The organism is Luteibacter sp. (assembly GCF_009912395.1).
Taxonomy (GTDB): domain Bacteria; phylum Pseudomonadota; class Gammaproteobacteria; order Xanthomonadales; family Rhodanobacteraceae; genus Luteibacter.
Genome location: NZ_WNDO01000006.1, coordinates 174,684 through 192,474, shown reverse-complemented (window position 1 = coordinate 192,474; position 17,791 = coordinate 174,684). Strand labels below are relative to the sequence as shown.

The following is a 17,791-nucleotide window of genomic DNA, read 5'->3' as shown; positions in this document are numbered from 1 at the left end:
ATGAAGGCGAGGCTGATCGCACTGGCGGTATTGGCGGCGCTGGTCGCCGCCGTCGTATGGCAGTGGCATGCCGACGAGGCGGATGCGCGTGCGCACCTGCTAACCGCACTGGATCCGGACACGGTCGGTCACCTCGAAGTGAGCTTGAAGGGCTACTCTGCGCAGCGCTTCGACCGGCGTGACGGCCGCTGGGTCGATGCCTCTGGCGCCCCCACGGACGAAGGTCGCGCGGCGGAACTGGCCTCGCTGGCCGCCACCCCCGTCAACGACTGGAAAGCCGCCAGCGATTTCGACCCCGCGAAAATCGGCCTGGCACCGCCCCTGGCCGTCCTGGTCATCGACGGCCAGCGCATCGCCTTCGGCGAGATGACGGCGCTGGGCAAGCAGCGCTACGCCCGCGTCGGCGACCGGATCGCGCTCGTGCCAGCCCAAGCGTTACCCAGAGCCCCTCGCCTTCTGTAGGAGCGCGCTTGCGCGCGATCCCGCGGCAGCGGCAATCTGGCCCGCTGCCGCGGGATCGCGCGCAAGCGCGCTCCTACAACGACATTACGGCAACGGCGGTGGGCAACGGCTGGGTTGTCGCCACGCCAGGCTTGCCAGCAACGCACCCAAGCCCCATCTTCCGCCCATGCCTGAACTGCCCGAAGTCGAAACCACCCGTCGCGGGATCGCTCCGCACCTGGAAGGCCGTCGTGTCAGCCGGGTGGTGCTGCGTCGCCCGGACCTTCGCTGGCCCATTCCCGACGAGGTATCCCGCCTGCTCCCGGGCCAGGTGATCGACAGCGTGGATCGGCGCGCCAAGTACCTTCTGTTACGGACGCAGGTGGGCACCGCCCTGCTCCACCTGGGCATGTCGGGCATGCTGCGCGTGCTGCCGACGGATACGCCGGTGAACAAGCACGACCACGTGGACATCGTGCTGGAAGACGACAAGCTGCTGCGCTTTACCGATCCGCGCCGGTTCGGCGCGTTGTTGTGGCAAGCACCCGGCGAAACGCACGAACTACTGGAAGGCATCGGTCCCGAGCCACTCACCGACGACTTCGACGGCGACCTGCTCTGGCACCTGTCACGCGGACGCTCCGCGCCCGTGAAGACCTTCCTCATGGACAACGCCGTCGTGGTCGGCGTCGGCAACATCTACGCGAGCGAGGCGCTGTTCGCCGCGGGTATCGACCCGCGCCGCGCGGCTGGCAAGGTATCGCGCGAGCGTTATGCAAAGCTGGCGACCGAGGTGAAGCGCATCCTTGCCTACGCGATCACGCGTGGCGGCACCACGCTTCGCGACTTCCTCTCGCCCGATGGCGCACCGGGCTACTTCTTCCAGGAGTTGTTCGCCTACGGACGTGCCGGCGAAGCATGCAAGGTGTGCTCCACACCCATCCGTGTCGTGACACTCGGACAACGTGCGTCCTTCTACTGCCCCACCTGCCAGCGCTGACCCCACGAGCGAGACGACGCACCGACCGGCATGGGCGATGCTTCTCACATGCCGATGCGTCGTGCCATCGAATGACCATGCAGGCGTCAGTGATCGCCCACACGCTTAAATCCTTATCCTGAGCCATCTTTCAGCGAAAGAAGACAATTCGCATGGAAAACTCCGTGCGTGTGCACCAGGTGCATGACACGATCCCCTACGCACTGAACTTGCGAACAAGGATCGTATCGCCATGTAGCCACTTCCCCGACTCGCGCCGGTCGGCGCCACCCCACATCGATACCTGTCGCGTCCCCAAGCGGCACGGATTTGCATCCCCATGATGACAAGGAATTCATCATGCGACCTTCGCTCGCACGCTTATTGCTTTCGCTCGCCTCCGTATTGCCCGGCTTCGCCTCGGCTGGATACACCACGCCCCCCATCGCCCCCCTCACCACGTCGGCGATGCCCGAGGGCGTTCCCTCCCAGCCGTTCGGCATTCCGCTGGATCGCCCGTTCAATCAGCTCACCTTTGCGGCCACGCATAACTCCTTCGCTTACTACACTCCGATCCTCCGCAACCAGGACAAGAACATAGGGACCCAGCTCCGCGATGGCGTGGGTGGACTGATGCTGGACCTGCATGAATACAAGGGTCGCGTCTTCGTTTGCCACGAAAGCTGCACCAACCCCATCAATACGAAAATCTATTCGCTGGCCAACTGGTTCAACGAAGACATTCTGCCCCATATGCAACAGCATCCCGAGGCGATCCTTACCGTTTTCTTCGAAGACCAGGTAACGAAAGCCCAGCTGGAAGCGGAACTCAAGCTTTCCCCAGGTCTGGCAAACATGACCTTCGACCCCGCGTCCTGGCCGGACAGCGCCGAATGGCCGACCGCTCGCCAGATGATCGCCAAGGGGCAGCGCATCCTGCTGTTCACCGACAGCACGAGCAACCACGGTACGTTCAACGTGGGCAATGGCAAGGCGACCGTCATGCTCGATCGTGACGCCATGGTAGAAAACAACTGGAATCTCGGCGACACCATCTTTAGCCACAACTGGTCGTGCGACAACCATCCCTTCAAGCCTGCGCTCAACAACAAGCAAGTCAAGTTCAGCGGGAAGCGCTGGCCCAGCCTGTTCCTGATGAATCAGTTCCACAGCCAGGGTGAAACACTGCACGCGCGGTCGGATAACAATCTCTCGAACCTGTGGAAGCGGGTCGAGGACAAGTGTCGCGCGAAGACCGACCGGACACCGAACTTCATCGCCGTCGATTTCTACCACCAGGGCGACGCGCTCGAGTACGCCGCGACGCTTAGCCATGGTGGCATGGTGCTTTGGGAAGGCAACAACGCGACGCAGGACGCGGTCTGCGCCATCCCCTACACGGGACGTCCATACGCCGTGAACTTCCAGGCATCCAACCAGCGGGTCAGCGGCTGCGAGAACGACGAGGCTCGATCGGCCACGCTCCTCAACCTGAAGGCCGGCTCGGTGATTTCGATCTACGACTCGCCGTCCCGCTCAAGGGAGGACGACTGGACGACCCTGGAGGTGACGAAGGACTTCGAGAAGATCACGATCAACTCGTTCGAAACTGCCCGCTGGCCCGATGGCATCCTTCTCAAGTGGGTGAACCACAACAATGGCCTGGATGGAAAAGTGTCCTCGGTGACGCTGGGATATCCGGAGCCACCCATGATCGTGTTCTACGAAGGAAACCATACGTCGCAGAACATCGTCTGCACCCTGGTCATGCCAGGCAGCGGAAGGCAATTCGTGAACTTCCAGCATGATCCCTATGGCTGCGACAACGACGAAGCGCGCTCAGCCCGTTTCTACAACATGAAAAAAGGGCAGCACGTCACCATCTACGACAGCCCGAATGGCGCCCACAAGGACGATAACATCCAGATCGAGATCCTCAAGGACATCAAGTACTTCTCACTGCCCACCTTCGAGCAGAGCGTAAGCGACCCCAGCTACCGCGCAACGTTCTACCGAAAGAATGGCCTAGACGGAAAGGTGTCCGGCGTCCTCATGGAAGCATCCAATCGATGAACCGTGGCTGGGCCGTCCCTGGACGGCCCAGCCCATGCTCGATCGTCGATATCAATCCGGCCAGCGCATCGCCGCATGCGAATTGTTGAAGCGCGGATCGGTCTCGTCACCCGACAGGGCGATCTTCAGGCCACCACGCACGCCCGTGACGTCGATCAGCTGGCCCTCCTCGAAACGCGATCCCAGCGCGGCCAGCTCGACGAAGTTCTCCGTGAGCACGCCGACGCTATCGATGTCGCGATCAGGCACATTGGTGACGCTGATGTCGGGGCGACCGAACTTGCGCATGCCGCGCGTACGGATCCACGAACGGCCCTTGGTACCTTCCTCGGGGCTGCACAGGATCAGCACGTGGTGGCGCGGCGGCGCGCCACCGGGCACCAGGTAGTGCTCACGCCAGTCCTTCGCCTCGAACAGGGTGAGGATCTGCGGATCGACCACGACCTTGCCACCGACCTCGGTCAGCGCGGCCACGACACCGAGGGTGTCGCGTAGGTAATCGAGACTCTCGCGATCCGGGAAGCGGCCGCGGATCACCATGACGTGCGGCGCGGCCTTGGCGGCCTGGAAGCCTTCCGGGCTGTCTTCTTTCAGCAGTTCACCGAGCGCGCCGGAGAGCGGATAGCCGTCCCAGCGGGCCAGCACGCTGTTTTGCATGCGCTGCATCTCGATGCCTTCGGGCAGGCCCGGGCTACCGTATTTCGACGACGGGATGAGCACGTCCTCGTCGAACGCACCGAACACGAAGTAGAGCAGGACAGCCTGCTCGTCGCTGGGCTGCCAGTAGGGGCGCGGCCATTCGGCGGCGGGGGTCGTCGTCTCGGTCACGCGGAATTTCCTTCGTTGGTGTCGTTCTCGCCGAGTGGCAGCGGGGGCTGCTGGAGCTCGATCCGGCCATCGCCGGCCGTGATGCTCTTGAACTCGGCACGGCTCACGGAGACATAGCGGTCGTTGCCGCCGATCTCAACCTGGGGGCCTTGGGTGACGGCGCGGCCCTGTTCATCCACGCGGACGACCATGGTGGCCTTGCGACCCGAGTGGCAGATCGTCTTGATCTCCTCGAGATTGTCCGCCCAGGCCAGCAGGTAGCGGCTGCCCTCGAAAAGCTCGCCACGGAAATCGGTGCGCAGGCCATAGGCCAGCACCGGGATGCCCAGGCGGTCCACCACGTCGGAGAGCTGCCAGACCTGGGCCTTGCTCATGAACTGGGCCTCGTCCACCAGGACGCAGTGCAGCGGCCCCTTGGCGGCGATGTCCGCCTCGACCAGGGCCAGCACGTCCGCCTCGCCGTCGAAGCGCAGGCCGCGCGCCTGGAGGCCGATACGGGACGCCACCACGCCTTCCCCGAAGCGGTTGTCCAGCGCCGGGGTGAGGATCAGCGTCCGCATGCCGCGCTCGTGGTAGTTGTGGGCGCTCTGCAGCAGGGTCGTGGTCTTGCCGGCGTTCATTGCCGAGTAATAGAAATACAGCTTAGCCATGCGGGCCCGGTCCGTTCGTGACCGGACATGGTACCCAAACCGGGCATCCCGGTCCTGAGCCCCCTCCCCTGGCACCTGCTACCATCCGGGACCTCGTCCGCCAGTCCGCCCCGGCCGATCCGATGCTCAATCCCCAACAACACGCGGCCGTCGAGTACTGCGACGGTCCCCTCCTCGTGCTGGCCGGCGCCGGCTCCGGCAAGACCCGCGTCATCACGGAGAAGATCTCGCACCTGATCTCCCGGCGGCACCTGGCCGCGGAGAAGATCGCCGCGATCACCTTCACCAACAAGGCCGCGAAGGAGATGCGCGAGCGTGTCGGCAAGCTGATTTCCGACGACGCTGCCCGTGCGCTGACCGTCTGCACGTTCCACGCGCTGGGCCTCAAGTTCCTGCAGATCGAGCACGAGCGCGCGCAGCTGCGCCGCGGCTTCTCGGTGCTGGACGCCGAAGACAGCGCCAACATGATCAAGGAGCTGTCGCCCAAGGGCGTGAAGCCCGAGGTGATCATGGGCATCCGCAACCTGCTGGGCAAGGCGAAGAACTCGGGTCTCACGCCCGAGGAAGCCATGGCCGCCGCGCGCTCGCCACGTGAGATCGAGGCCGCGACGATCTACGACCTCTACCAGCAGCGTCTCGCCGCGTTCAACGCGGTGGATTTCGACGACCTGATCCGCCTGCCGCTGCGCATCCTGGAAACCGACGCCGACGCGCGGGCCATCTGGCAGGAGCGCCTGCGCTACCTGCTGGTGGACGAATACCAGGACACCAACGACGCGCAGTATCGTCTGCTCAAGACCATCGCCGGCCCGAAGGCGCGGTTCACCTGCGTGGGCGACGACGACCAGAGCATCTACGCCTGGCGCGGCGCCAACCCCGAGAACATCGACCAGCTCGGCCGCGACTTCCCGCAACTGCGGGTCATCAAGCTTGAACAGAATTACCGCTGCGCCAAACGTATCCTGCGCGCGGCGAACCATCTCATCGCGAACAATCCGCACGTCCACGAGAAGAAGCTGTGGAGCGACCATGTCGAAGGTCCGCCCATTCGCGTGATCGAGTGCAAGGACGGCGACCACGAGGCGGAGCGCATCGCGGCCATCGCGGCGACGCTGCACGAGAAGTACAAGGACAAGGGCTGCCGCTGGGACGATTTCTGCATCCTGTATCGCGGCAACTTCCAGGCACGTCCGCTCGAAAAGGCCTTGCGCCTGGCACGCGTGCCGTATCACCTCAGCGGTGCGCTGTCGTTCCTCGATCGTGCGGAAGTGAAGGACATCCTTTGCTATCTGCGCCTGCTCACCAACCCCACCGACGACGCGGCCTTCCTGCGCGTGGTGAACGTACCCAAGCGCGAGATCGGCTCCACCTCGCTGGAGAAGCTGGGCCAGATCGCGCAGACGCGAAATGCCTCGCTGCTGGACGCCGCGCGCAGCGACGCCGCGCTGAAAAGCATCTCGGCGCGCCCGGCCTCGGCATTGGCCAGCTTCTCGCGCCTGATGGACGAACTGCGCAGCCACGCCGTGCATGAAAGCGCCGCCGACCTCGTCGCCACAGTGGTGGAAAAGACCGGATACGGCGCGCACATCGCGGCGACCACGCCCGACGAGACGCTGCGCGAGCGTCGTCTGGGCAATATCCGCGAGCTGATGGACTGGTTCCGCGCCATGGGCCGCGACGGTGGCCGCACCGGCGACATCGCGCAGCAGCTCGCCTTGCTGAGCCATGCCGATCGTGACGACCCGGGCAATGCGCTGCGGATGATGACGCTGCATTCGGCGAAAGGGCTGGAATTCCGCTTCGTCTTTATCGTGGGTTGCGAGGACGGCACGCTGCCGCACGAAGGCGCGCTGGACGAAGGACGCCTCGACGAAGAGCGTCGCCTGATGTACGTCGGTATCACGCGGGCGAAAGAGATGCTGACGCTGTCGTTCGCCGCGCGCACGCGCAAGTACGGAGAAGTGCTGTCGAACGATCCCAGCCGGTTCCTCGATGAGCTACCGCAGGATGACCTGCATTGGGATGGGCAGGATCCGGAGGCGGATGCCGAGGTGAAGAAGGAGACCGCAGAGTCGCATATGGCGCGGATCCGGGCGATGTTGGCGGGGGGCGGTTAGAGCCACCCCGCTTCGTTGGCTGTCGCGCGCAAGCGCGCTCCTACAGAAAAACCACCGCAACTTCGGGATCGCGCTTACAGACGACTTCCCTGATCCGCCGCCAGCACAGCCTCCGGCAACGCCGAAGGCTCGATGCCGCGCGCGAACATCATTACCTGGAAGCGCTCGCCCATCTGGTCCGGCAGCGTGAGCTTCTTCACTTCCTGCGCGAGGCGATACCGCGTCGCCTCGTCGTCCGACGACAGGTAGTCGTTCTCGAAAAACTCCTGCATGTCGGCCGCGATGAGGAACTGCGCCTGCGGCAGATAGGCCGCGACGCCGAAGCCTGCGCTGTTGCCGGCTTCCGCCAGCGCCGTGAAATCCACCGAGGCGGTGAGATCCTGGAGGCCAGGCAGGAAGAACGCGTCGCCATGCGCGCGATGCCGGTAGAACGCGCGCAGCGTGCCGTCGGTGCGCTCGGGCATGTAGAACTCGCCGCGCGTGTAGCCGTAGTCCGCGAAGATCATCGCGCCCCGGGTCAGCGTACCCGCCACCGCCTGCATCCAGTACGGCAGCTGCGGCAGGATCTCGGTACGGTAACCGGCTTCGAACTCACGGCCGAGATCGCGCTCGACGTGGCGAACGGCACCGTTGACGAGCACGTCGGCAGGCCGGTCGATGCGATGGAAACGGCCATCGCCGTCGAGCACCACGTGCTCTTCGTAGACTTCGCCGTCCTTCGTCGTGAAACGCGTGGTCGGCAGCGCGTCGATCACCTCGTTGGCGAACAGCACGCCGGCCCACTCTTCTTCGAGCGGCGCGTCCAGCCATACGGTGCGCGCCGCCAGGGCAGGCGGCAGGTTGGCGTGGAGGCGTTCGCGCTGGCGCTCGCGCAGGTCGGCGCTGGGCTCCAGGATCAAATAGCGACGTGGCAGGCGTCCGGCGGCATCGAGGGCGCGCAGGGCCGCTTCGGCGAAGGCACCGCTGCCACCGCCCACTTCGAGGAAGTCGGCGTCGGAGCCGATGGAGGCCAGCACCGGTTCGAAGGCGCGGACAACGCAGCGGGCGAACAGCGTGCCCAGCTCGGGCGCCGTGACGAAGTCGCCATCCGCACCGAACTTGGTCTTGCCCGCGCTGTAGTAGCCCAGGCCGGGGGTATAGAGGCAGCGCTCCATGAAGCGCGAGAACGGCATCGGGCCGTGCGAGGCGATTTCCTCGCGGAGCAGGCCGGACAGGTGTTCGGAATGGGCGCGCTCGTCGGCGCCGGGTTCGGGGAGGCGGTCGGTCATGCGGTCAGGATACCTGACCGGGGGCGGCGATTCGTAGCGACGGATCGCGCGCAAGCGCGCTCCTACGGGGAGGAGCGCGCTTGCTGGGGCTTAGAAGTCCTGTTGCAGCGACAGGTACACGCCGCGGCGGGGACCGAACTGCGGGGCGCCGACGCCGATGCCCGTGCCATCGCGGAGCTGGTAGGTGCGATCCAGTGCGTTGACCAAGGCCAGCTGGGCGTGGGTGGCGGCACCGCCTTCGAAGAAGTGGAAGTCGCGGCCCACGCTGAGGTTCAGCTGGAAGTAGTCCGGCATCGTGTCACCGTTGGGCACCGCGCCATCGCGACGCAGGCCCGAGCCGTACAGGTAGTCCGCACCGATCCGGGTCGAATCGCCGAACAGGTAGCTGATACCACCGGACGAGGTGAACTTCTGGTCGTGGTCGAGGTGGATGTAGTGATTCGCGATGTACGCCAGGTCGTCCGGCTGGAAGTTGTACTGGCTGGTGATGACGTTCTTGCCGACCGAGCGGTTGTACGCGAAGTTGAAGTACGCCGTGAGCGCGCCACCGTCGTAGTTCATCGTGAACTCGGTGCCCTTCACGCGGCCCTGGTCGTAGTTGAACGTGGAGTACACCAGCGCCGTGCCGAACTGGCCTTCGTCCTGGATGCGCGAGACCTTGCGGTAGTAGCTGTCCAGGCCAAAGGTCCACGCGCTGCCGATCTTCTGCGAGATGCCGATGTCGTAGTAGCTGGAACGCTCGGCGAGCGGCGTGTCGTTGCCGTTGTCCGGCAGGGCGTTCGTGGTGCCCACGAACTTGGCGATCGAGGTCGGCGAGATCATCTCCGACGCCGGCGGCGTGAAATAGCGCGAGTAGCCCGCGTGGATCGTCGTGCTATCGGTCGGCTGGTACACCACGCCCAGGCGTGGGCTCAGCTGGCTTTCCACGCGGAAGGCGTCGTAGCGGTCGCCACGCACACCGTAGTTCACGGTCCACTTGTCGCCGATGCTCCACTCGTCCTGCAGGTACACCGCGTAGGTGCGGGCCAGCACGCGGCTCGCGTCGACGATGTTGAGCGGCATGGTCGAGGCCTGCGCACCCGTGTCGTCGGTCGGGAAGACCAGCGCGTTGTTGCTGGACGTGGCGCGCTCGAACTCACCGTAGATGCCGTAGCGCAGCGTGTGGCTGTCGCCCAGCGGCGTCGAGAAATCGGCCTGGAGCGTGGTGGCGCGGTTGGAACGACGCACCGTGGAGGCGACACCGTTGAACATCAGGTCGCCGATGTCGTCCGGCGTGAAGTCCAGGCCGCTGTAACGTGCGCCGGCCGAGACCTGGTAGGCCGTCTCGCCGAGCTTGCCCTGCAGGCTCAGCACGCCGAAGCGGGTCTTTTCCTGCTGGCGGTCGTTGAGCTTGGAGGAATCGAAGTTGGTGACGTCGAGGTAACCGAACTGCGGGGTCTGGTTCGGGTTGTTCGGCAGCTCGAAGCGATTGTTGGTCACGCCGAACATGAAGCTCAGGCGGGTGTCGTTGTTGATGAGATACGACACGTCGCCGAACGCCTTCACCTGGTTGGTGTGGTCGTGGATCGGCTTGCGGCTGGAGGTCGGGTTCTCGATGCCGACATCGTTCTCGAGGTAGTTCGCGGTGAGGAACCAGCTCCAGTCGCCGCTGCGACCGAACAGCGATGCGTTCGGGTTGATCGTGCCGAACTGGCCGCCGGTGATGCCGACACTGCCGCCAACGCCGTCCTGCTTCGAGGTGCGCGTGGTGATGTCCACGACGGCGGCGGTGCGATCACCGTACTGCGCCGGCAGCGCACCGGTGAGCAGCTTCACGCTGTCAATGGTGCGCGCGTCGAGCGTCTGGCCGAAACCGCCGATGCTCTCGGGGATCAGCACGCCGTTGATGCGGTACTGCAGGTTGGCGTGGTCACCGCGCACGTGCAGCTGACCGTAGGAATCCTGCACGACGCCCGGCGCCTGGAGGATCACCTGGTTGAGCGGCGTGGAATCGCCCAGCGGAAGCGCCTGGATGGTCTGGCGATCCATCACGTACTGGCTGCTGCCGGTGTCCGGCGAAAGGCTGTTGCGCGCTTCGTCGAGGCGGGCGGTGACATCGACCTCGCCCAGATTCGTATGCTTTTTGCGGAGGGGCGTCATCCGCATAAACGGCTACGGAGGCGAGTGCCATGGCGATACTGAGGGCGAGGCGGGCGGGAGTCATCGGGAGCCTTTCGTAAAATGTTATAATGTTGCGATACACAGTTTCATGACAGAACCTTTCCAATCGCTTTCACGCAAGCGTTAAGGATGATGCGCTATCAATCGGCGGCATATCGCTTTCCTGCCGGATACCTTCATGACAAAACGCGATTCCGAGTCGACCTCCCGCGAAATCGTTCCCGTCACCGCCGGTGACCGGAACGACAGTCCGGTCGCCAGGGCCATCCTCGAATTCGTCAGCCGCATTCCCGAAAGCGACGTGCCGCGCGCCAGCAAGGGCACCGTGGAGGAGGAATGCCGGCGTCTCGCCAGCGCGGCCGCCAACAAGGCGGCCCTCACCGCCGGCTCCCTCGCTCTCCCTCCCGGTCCGCTGGGCTGGCTGACCGTGCTGCCCGAGCTGGTCGCGATCTGGCGCATCCAGGGACAGTTGGTGAGCGACATCGCCGCCGCGTATGGCAAGACGGCGAAGCTGGGTCGCGAACAGATGCTGTGGTGCCTGTTCCGGCATACGGCCGCGCAGGCGTTCCGCGATATCGCGATTCGGGTGGGCGATCGCCTCGTCTTTCGAAGCACCGCCACGAGCGTGCTGCAACGACTGGCCGGCCGCATCGGTGTGAGCGTGTCCAAGCGCGCCGTGGGCAAGGGCATCTCGCGCTGGCTGCCGGTGGTCGGTGCGCTGGGCGTAGGTGCGTATGCGTACTACGACACGGGACAGGTCGCGAAGACGGCGATGGATCTTTTCAGCGGTGAGATCCACATCGATGACGACGGTGGATCGTCGACGAAGAAGGGCAAGTCGCGCGATGGTGGCGACACGCAAGCTCCCATCGCGGACACGGTCCGCTCCCACGCCTCCGGTAGCAAGGCATCCGCGAGCAAGAAATCGGCCGTCGGCGAGGTGGCGCCGACGGCACGCAAGGCAGTGAAGCGAGCCGCGCCGCGTAAGCGGGCCGCCGCCAAGACCGCAAAAACGGCCGCGAAAAAAGCGACAAAGAAAACGACCGCGCGCCGCGCACCGGCAAAGAAAACCACGCGCAAGGCAAAACCCGCGACGTGACGTCATCCGCGGTTTACGGCAAGCTTCCCTGGGTCATACATAGGGAACTTCGATGAACCAGTCGCCGGTCATACTCGTCACGGGTGGTGCCCGCCGCGTCGGCGCCGCCATCGTCCGCCGCCTGCACGCGGGTGGCTGCAACGTGGCAATCCACTATCGCCATTCGGCGGACGAGGCGTCCGCGCTCGCCGCCGAACTCAACGCTTCGCGCGACGGCAGCGTGGCGATCTTTCCGGCGGCGCTTGAGGACGACGAGGCGCTTCCTTCGCTCGTCCATTCGGTCATCGACACGTTCGGCCGCCTCGACGGCCTGGTGAACAATGCCTCCGCGTTCTATCCCACGCCGGTCGGCACGGCCACCGGTACGCAATGGGACGACCTGTTCGCCGCGAACGCGCGCGCGCCGTTCTTCCTCGCCCAGGCTGCCGCAGCGGAACTGCGTCGCAACAAGGGCGCCATCGTGAATATCGTGGATATCTACGCGGAGCGGCCGCTGGCGGATCATCCGATCTACACCATGGCGAAGGCCGCACTGGCGATGCTGACGCTGTCGCTGGCGAAGGACCTCGCGCCCGACGTGCGGGTGAACGCCGTTGCGCCGGGAGCGATCCTGTGGCCCGAATCGGGCAAGGCGGAAGACGCCACCGAAGCGCTCATCGCGAAGACGCCGCTGGCTCGCAAGGGCGAGCCGGAAGACGTGGCGGAGGCCGTACGCTGGTTGCTGCTGGATGCCCGCTACACCACGGGCCAGACCATCCGTATCGACGGCGGTCGCGCGCTCACGATCTGAGCGCGCACCACCTCTCAAAACATCACTTCGGACGGAATGCGGATTCGAGCAGGGCGCGGTCGAAGCCCTGGCCCGGATCGCCTTCCTGCGCGTAGCGATACAGCGCGGCGGAATACACGCCATGCATCGCGGTCTGGAACAGGCTGAGGGCCACGAGTCCCACGACGCCGACCACACCGACGGCCACCATCAACGGCACCGACTGGGTGGACACGGCGGCGCCGAAGAGGATCAGGCTGACCGCGACGAGGCAGAACGTCAGCACGCCACCGACCACACCGATGCCCGCATTACCGATGACGTTTTCGCCCCAGGTGCCCTTCAGCAGCGACGCGCTGCGCTTGACGGCATCGACCGGACCGATGTCCTGTGCCGCGAGCACGGGCACCACGAGGAAGGTCGCGACCGACCAGCCGAAGCCGAGCATGCCGACGACGATGCGACCGATGAGGCCGAGGCGCTCCTGCACCGCGCGCAGGATCACACCGACCGTGGCGGAGATGAGCGCATAGCCGAGGATGCTCGGCAGCTTGCCCATGGCCGCGCGCAGGCCGTCGCCCAGTGTCGGATTGCCACCACCGAGACGGATCAGCGCGGCGGAGGCGAGCGCGGTATTGAAGAAGATCACTATCGCGTACTGAACGAAATAGAAGACAAAGGCCAGCAGCATCACCAGCGGCGGCAGTGCGGCATGGCGCTGCCCTTCGAACTCGGTGTGGTGGTGGCGAAGCGACGCGAACACCGGCCAACCGAAGGTGGCGATGATGATCAGCGAGCAGATGCCGGCCAGGAGCGGAAAGAGCATCAGCTCCTTGTCCTGGCGAAGGATGTTGGCACTGGACTTCATCAGCGCCCAGCTGCGTTCGAACTTGCCCATGTCCTTGAGGTTCCCTGATCTCTGGAGGGCGTTTTTTAACATCTGGACGGGAGGGCCGCCATAGGACGCTTGTCCGTAGGAGCGCGCTTGCGCGCGATGACAGGTCGCGACGAGCACCCATCGCGCGCGAGCGCGCTCCTACAGGAGCAGCAGGTCGGTCAGGGGGGCGTCGACGGCCAGGGGTTCCTTGTCCGCCGGAAACGCCCCCCAGAGTTCGGCCATGGTCCGGCCGTCGACCGGGTGACGGAGGTCGGGGGCGATGTCCGCCATGGGCTTGAGGACGAAGGCGTGGCGCAGTTCGCCGCGCGGCAGCTCCAGATGCCCTTCCCCGCTCATCACCAGGTCGTCGTAAAGGACGATGTCCACGTCCAGCGTGCGGCTGGCGTAGCGGTCGCCGCCACGGACGCGGCCGTGGCGGTCTTCCAGGGCGTGCAGCCAGTCATTGAGATCCTGCGGGGCTAGGTCGCTGTCGAGGGCCACCGCGAGGTTGAGGAAGTCGGGGCCGTCGAAGCCCACGGCGGCGCTGCGATAGACCGGCGAGACATCCAACGGCCCGAAACGAGCGCGCAGTTCGTTCACGGCGGCGGACAGCCAACGCTCCGCGTCGATGTTAGACCCCAGGCTCAGGTAGGCACGGCCCATTCAGCGCTCCACGATGCCCGCGTCGCGCAGGACGGAAAAGGCCTCGCGCACGTCGCCACCCGAGGGCTGCTGGAACGGCCGCAGGCCGAACTCGGGAAGGATCGCGATGAGGTGGTCGAAGATATCGGCCTGGATGCGCTCGTAGTCGAGCCAGACCACGGTATTGGTGAAGCAGTAGATCTCGAAGGGAATGCCCTGCGCGCCGGGATCGCGCATGCGGACCATGCGGGTCATGCGGTCGTGCACGTCGGGATGCGCCTTGATGTAGGCCTCGGCGTAGGCGCGGAACGCACCGATGTTGGTCTGCCGGCGGCGGTTCACGGGCAGCTTGCCCGGTTCGCCCAGCGCGTCGTTCCAGCGACGGATGTCCTCGCGCTTGCGCTCCAGGTAGTCCTTCAGCAGGTGCACCTTGCCGAAGCGCTCGATCTCGTCGTCTTCGAGGAAACGCACGCAGGCCGCGTCGACATACAGCTCGCGCTTGATGCGACGACCGCCCGACTCGGACATGCCACGCCAGTTCTGGAACGACTCGGCGATCAGCTTCCATGTCGGCACGGTGACGATGGTGCGATCGAAGTTGCGCACCTTCACCGTGTGCAGCGTGATGTCGATGACATCGCCATCGACGCCCGCCGAGAACATCGTGATCCAGTCGCCCACGCGCAGCATGTCGTTCGTGCTGAGCTGGATGCCCGCGACGAAACCGAGGATGGTGTCCTTGAACACCAGCAACAGCACCGCGGACATCGCGCCGATGCCGGACAGCAGCAGGCCGATGCTTTGATGGGTGAGCTTGGTGATCACCAGCACCAGCGCCACGATCCACAGCGCGAGGTTCAGCAACTGCACCACGCCCTTGATCGAGCGCTTGCCCGCCGGGGTGGCGCTGTACAGCGATTCGAAGGCGACCAGCGAACGGCCCAGCGCGGCGATCACGCAGATGATCATCCAGCACACGGAGAGGTTGCGTATCAGGATGCCTATGCTGTCCTTCTCGCCCAGCAGGACATCGATGCCGTAGTAGATGACGATGGCCGGCAACATGCGCGCCAGCCAGCGAAAGGCACCGTGCTCGTAGAGCGCGTCATCCCAGCGCCATGCGGTATGCCGGGTGGCGACACGGACCACGCGATGCAGGAACAGGCGGCCCAGCAGGCCGACGATCCACGCGGCGAGAAACAGCCCCGCCACCAGCGCGACGCGGCGCAATTCAGGTGATTCGATGAAACCCTCGACGAGGGAGAGCGCCGCCTGCGGTGCCATCATTCCGGTTTCGTGCCGCGCTCGATGCGCACGCCGACGGCGCGCGCGCCGCGCACGGCGCCGGGCTTGGACAACTTCAGGCGCACCCAGGACACACCGAACTCCTCGCGCACGATCTCGGCGCAACGCTCGGCCAGCGTTTCCACCAGGCCGAAGCTGGACGACTCGACGTAGGCCTGCAGGCGCTTGGAGATCGACTTGTAGTTGAGGGTGTGCTCAATATCGTCGCTGGCCGCCGGTCGACGGTTGTCGAAGGCCATTTCCAGGTCGAACGAGAGGGTCTGCCGGATGCGGCGTTCCCAGTCGTAGATGCCGATGACCGCGTCGATGCGCAGGTCTTCGATGAAGACGATATCCATGGGGTGTGTTCGGTCTTGGGAGTGTGACAGGGTCGGTGACGTGCACCGTTTGCGCAAGCCTTCGCTCTCGTAGGAGCGCGCTTGCGCGCGATCCTGCGGCAATCTGGCCCGCTGCCGCGGGATCGCGCGCAAGCGCGCTCCTACAGGGGGTTCGGCATTGATACGCCCCCCGCCGCACAAACAGGCTATGTCGCTGACGGAAGCGTTTCGAGGCTCCAGCGCGGTTGCACCTGGATCGTCTCGTCCTGCTGCTGACCCGCCGCGAGGCGGATCGCACCGGCGAGCGCGATCATCGCGCCGTTGTCGGTGCAGAACTGCAGGCGCGGGAAATAGACGCGGAAACCATCGGCGGCGCCGGCCTCGGCAAGCTGGGCGCGCAGGCGCTTGTTGGCGCCCACGCCGCCGGCGATCACCAGGCGCTTCGCCCCGGTGGCTTCCAGCGCCCGGCGGCACTTGATCGCCAGGGTGTCCACGATGGCCTCCTCGAAGCCCCGGGCGATGTCCGCACGGACCTGTTCGGACTGGTCGGACTTCTGCCAGGCCAGCAGCACCTGGGTCTTCAGGCCCGAGAAGCTGAAATCGAGCCCCGGCCGGTCGACCATGGGCCGGGAGAACCGGAATACGCCCGGTTGGCCCTGCTCGGCCAGTTTCGCCAGCGCCGGGCCGCCCGGATACGGCAAGCCCATGAGCTTTGCGGTCTTGTCGAAGGCCTCGCCGGCCGCGTCGTCCAGGGTGTCGCCAAGGATCCGGTACTCACCGATGGCCTTCACCTCGACCAACATCGAGTGGCCGCCGGAGACCAGCAGGGCCACAAAGGGCGGTTCCGGCGGGTCGTCCTCCAGCAGTGGGGCCAGCAGGTGACCTTCCATATGGTGGACGCCGATGGCCGGCGCGCCCAGGGCCCAGGCCATGGCGCGGGCGGCGGCGGCGCCGACCAGCAAGGCGCCGACCAGGCCGGGGCCGGCCGTATAGGCCACGCCGCCAAGATCGGCCGGGGTCAGGCCGGCCTCCTTCAGGGCCTCGCGGACCAGGGGCAGCAGCTTGCGCACGTGGTCGCGGCTGGCCAGCTCCGGCACCACGCCGCCGTATTCGGCATGCAGGGCGATCTGGCTGTAAAGCGCATGGGAAAGTAGGCCGCGACCCGGGTTTTCCGGGTCCCAGCGGAGCAGAGCCACGCCCGTTTCGTCACAGGACGTTTCCACGCCCAACACGGGCTTTGAAATTTTCGTTTTGATCACGGTATAATCCACGGCTCACCCGGGTTCACGGGTTAGTTTAGACAAGTGGAGTTTCCATGCCGAGCGTTAAAGTCCGCGAGAACGAGCCGTTTGAGCTTGCCCTCCGTCGCTTCAAGCGTACGTGCGAAAAGGCTGGCGTTCTGGCCGAAACGCGCAAGCGCGAATTTTACGAAAAGCCCACCCAGGAGCGTAAGCGTAAGCGCGCTGCCGCGGTGAAGCGTCACCTGCGCCGTCTGTCTCGCGACACGACGCGCCGGACCCGCATGTACTGATTGCCTCACCCGGCCTCACGGCTGGGTGGTGGACCCGCGGCTGGCGCGTTCGCCCGCTGCCGCCGCAATCAGGCGGAAATCTGAGCCGGCTTCGCCGAAAGGTGAAGCCGGCTTTTCGTCGTCCTGGAGATAAAGCGATGAGCCTCAAGGCAAAGATCACCGAAGACATGAAGGCCGCCATGAAGGGCGGAGAGAAGGATCGCCTCGCCGTGATCCGCCTCATGCAGGCCGCCATCAAGCAGCGTGAAGTCGACGAACGGATCGAGCTGGACGACGCCCAGGTGCTGGTCGTGCTCGAAAAGATGCAGAAGCAGCGCCGCGACTCCATCGAGCAGTACGACAAGGCCGGCCGCACCGAGTTGGCCGATATCGAGCGCTACGAGATGGGCGTGATCGACGCCTACCTGCCGGCCAAGCTCAGCGAGGCCGAACTGGACGCCGTGATCGCTGCCGCCATCGCCGAGACCGGCGCCACCTCGGCCCGCGACATGGGCAAGGTGGTGGCCCTGGTGAAGGAGAAAGCCGCCGGCCGTGCCGACATGGGTGCCGTGGCAGGCAAGGTGAAGGCCAAGCTGGGCTGATCCCGGCGTTCTGTAGGAGCGCGCTTGCGCGCGATCGCGCGCAAGCGCGCTCCTACAACAGCCGACCGCCGTTCACGGCGGCCCCACGGCCTCGCTCGCATCCTCCCTTCCGAAGCTGGGGAGTTCCTCCGGCGCCACCCGCGGAGGGAATCCC

16 protein-coding genes and 1 pseudogene are annotated in these 17,791 nt (G+C 65.4%); 8 read left to right on the top strand and 9 right to left on the bottom strand.

The features are described 5' to 3' along the window. From GAK28_RS08550 to GAK28_RS08540, 3 genes are all read left to right on the top strand, one after another. Positions 1-462, top strand: coding sequence for a hypothetical protein (locus tag GAK28_RS08550; protein WP_291777150.1), 462 nt, complete (start codon positions 1-3; stop codon positions 460-462). Between the two features lie 166 nt (positions 463-628). Next, the gene (gene mutM, locus GAK28_RS08545) at positions 629-1,441 is read left to right on the top strand and encodes a bifunctional DNA-formamidopyrimidine glycosylase/DNA-(apurinic or apyrimidinic site) lyase (protein WP_291777147.1); all 813 of its coding nucleotides are present in this window, start codon (positions 629-631) and stop codon (positions 1,439-1,441) included. Between the two features lie 339 nt (positions 1,442-1,780). Next, on the top strand, positions 1,781-3,493 hold the full coding sequence (locus tag GAK28_RS08540; protein ID WP_291777144.1) for a hypothetical protein: 1,713 nt from the start codon (positions 1,781-1,783) through the stop codon (positions 3,491-3,493). Positions 3,494-3,544: 51 nt separating this feature from the next. Here GAK28_RS08540 and GAK28_RS08535 read toward each other — a convergent pair whose 3' ends face one another. Both GAK28_RS08535 and GAK28_RS08530 read right to left on the bottom strand, forming a co-directional pair. Continuing rightward, entirely contained in the window at positions 3,545-4,321 is a 777-nt protein-coding gene (locus tag GAK28_RS08535; RefSeq protein ID WP_291777141.1) for a hypothetical protein, read from the bottom strand. Beyond that, positions 4,318-4,971, bottom strand: coding sequence for a thymidine kinase (locus tag GAK28_RS08530; protein ID WP_291777139.1), 654 nt, complete (start codon positions 4,969-4,971; stop codon positions 4,318-4,320). Before GAK28_RS08530 ends, GAK28_RS08535 begins: the two co-directional genes overlap by 4 nt. A gap of 122 nt (positions 4,972-5,093) precedes the next feature. On the opposite strand from GAK28_RS08530, the gene GAK28_RS08525 reads away from it, so the two are divergent. Beyond that, positions 5,094-7,088, top strand: coding sequence for a UvrD-helicase domain-containing protein (locus GAK28_RS08525; protein ID WP_291777136.1), 1,995 nt, complete (start codon positions 5,094-5,096; stop codon positions 7,086-7,088). 74 nt (positions 7,089-7,162) lie between these two features. Here GAK28_RS08525 and GAK28_RS08520 read toward each other — a convergent pair whose 3' ends face one another. Further along, on the bottom strand, positions 7,163-8,356 hold the full coding sequence (locus GAK28_RS08520; protein WP_291777133.1) for an SAM-dependent methyltransferase: 1,194 nt from the start codon (positions 8,354-8,356) through the stop codon (positions 7,163-7,165). 90 nt (positions 8,357-8,446) lie between these two features. Next, positions 8,447-10,559, bottom strand: a pseudogene (locus GAK28_RS08515) (TonB-dependent receptor). Positions 10,560-10,694: 135 nt separating this feature from the next. Here GAK28_RS08515 and GAK28_RS08510 point away from each other — a divergent pair. Beyond that, positions 10,695-11,615: a hypothetical protein gene (locus GAK28_RS08510; RefSeq protein ID WP_291777130.1), complete on the top strand. Its 921-nt coding sequence runs from the start codon at positions 10,695-10,697 to the stop codon at positions 11,613-11,615. Between the two features lie 52 nt (positions 11,616-11,667). Continuing rightward, the gene (locus GAK28_RS08505; protein WP_291777127.1) at positions 11,668-12,405 is read left to right on the top strand and encodes a pteridine reductase; all 738 of its coding nucleotides are present in this window, start codon (positions 11,668-11,670) and stop codon (positions 12,403-12,405) included. A gap of 22 nt (positions 12,406-12,427) precedes the next feature. On the opposite strand, the gene GAK28_RS08500 is transcribed toward GAK28_RS08505, so the two are convergent. The 5 genes from GAK28_RS08500 to tsaD form a co-directional block, all read right to left on the bottom strand. Continuing rightward, positions 12,428-13,282, bottom strand: coding sequence for a DUF6159 family protein (locus tag GAK28_RS08500; protein ID WP_291777124.1), 855 nt, complete (start codon positions 13,280-13,282; stop codon positions 12,428-12,430). A 138-nt stretch (positions 13,283-13,420) separates the two neighbouring features. Continuing rightward, a complete protein-coding gene (folK, locus tag GAK28_RS08495) occupies positions 13,421-13,924 on the bottom strand; it encodes a 2-amino-4-hydroxy-6-hydroxymethyldihydropteridine diphosphokinase (RefSeq protein ID WP_291777121.1) in 504 nt (167 codons plus the stop codon). Then, positions 13,925-15,190 (bottom strand): mechanosensitive ion channel domain-containing protein, encoded by a 1,266-nt coding sequence (locus tag GAK28_RS08490; protein ID WP_291777118.1) that lies wholly within the window; start codon positions 15,188-15,190, stop codon positions 13,925-13,927. Continuing rightward, positions 15,187-15,546 carry a dihydroneopterin aldolase gene (gene folB, locus GAK28_RS08485; protein WP_291777115.1) on the bottom strand — a complete coding sequence of 120 codons (360 nt, stop codon included), beginning with the start codon at positions 15,544-15,546 and terminating at the stop codon, positions 15,187-15,189. The genes GAK28_RS08490 and folB overlap by 4 nt, the downstream gene beginning before the upstream one ends. A 185-nt stretch (positions 15,547-15,731) precedes the next feature. Continuing rightward, positions 15,732-16,757, bottom strand: a complete 1,026-nt coding sequence (tsaD, locus tag GAK28_RS08480; protein WP_291777217.1) for a tRNA (adenosine(37)-N6)-threonylcarbamoyltransferase complex transferase subunit TsaD — start codon at positions 16,755-16,757, stop codon at positions 15,732-15,734. 83 nt (positions 16,758-16,840) lie between these two features. Between tsaD and rpsU the strand changes: the two genes are divergently transcribed. Next, positions 16,841-17,056 carry a 30S ribosomal protein S21 gene (gene rpsU, locus GAK28_RS08475; protein WP_029213735.1) on the top strand — a complete coding sequence of 72 codons (216 nt, stop codon included), beginning with the start codon at positions 16,841-16,843 and terminating at the stop codon, positions 17,054-17,056. Positions 17,057-17,193: 137 nt separating this feature from the next. After that, positions 17,194-17,637 carry a GatB/YqeY domain-containing protein gene (locus tag GAK28_RS08470; protein ID WP_291777086.1) on the top strand — a complete coding sequence of 148 codons (444 nt, stop codon included), beginning with the start codon at positions 17,194-17,196 and terminating at the stop codon, positions 17,635-17,637. Positions 17,638-17,791 lie beyond the last annotated feature (154 nt).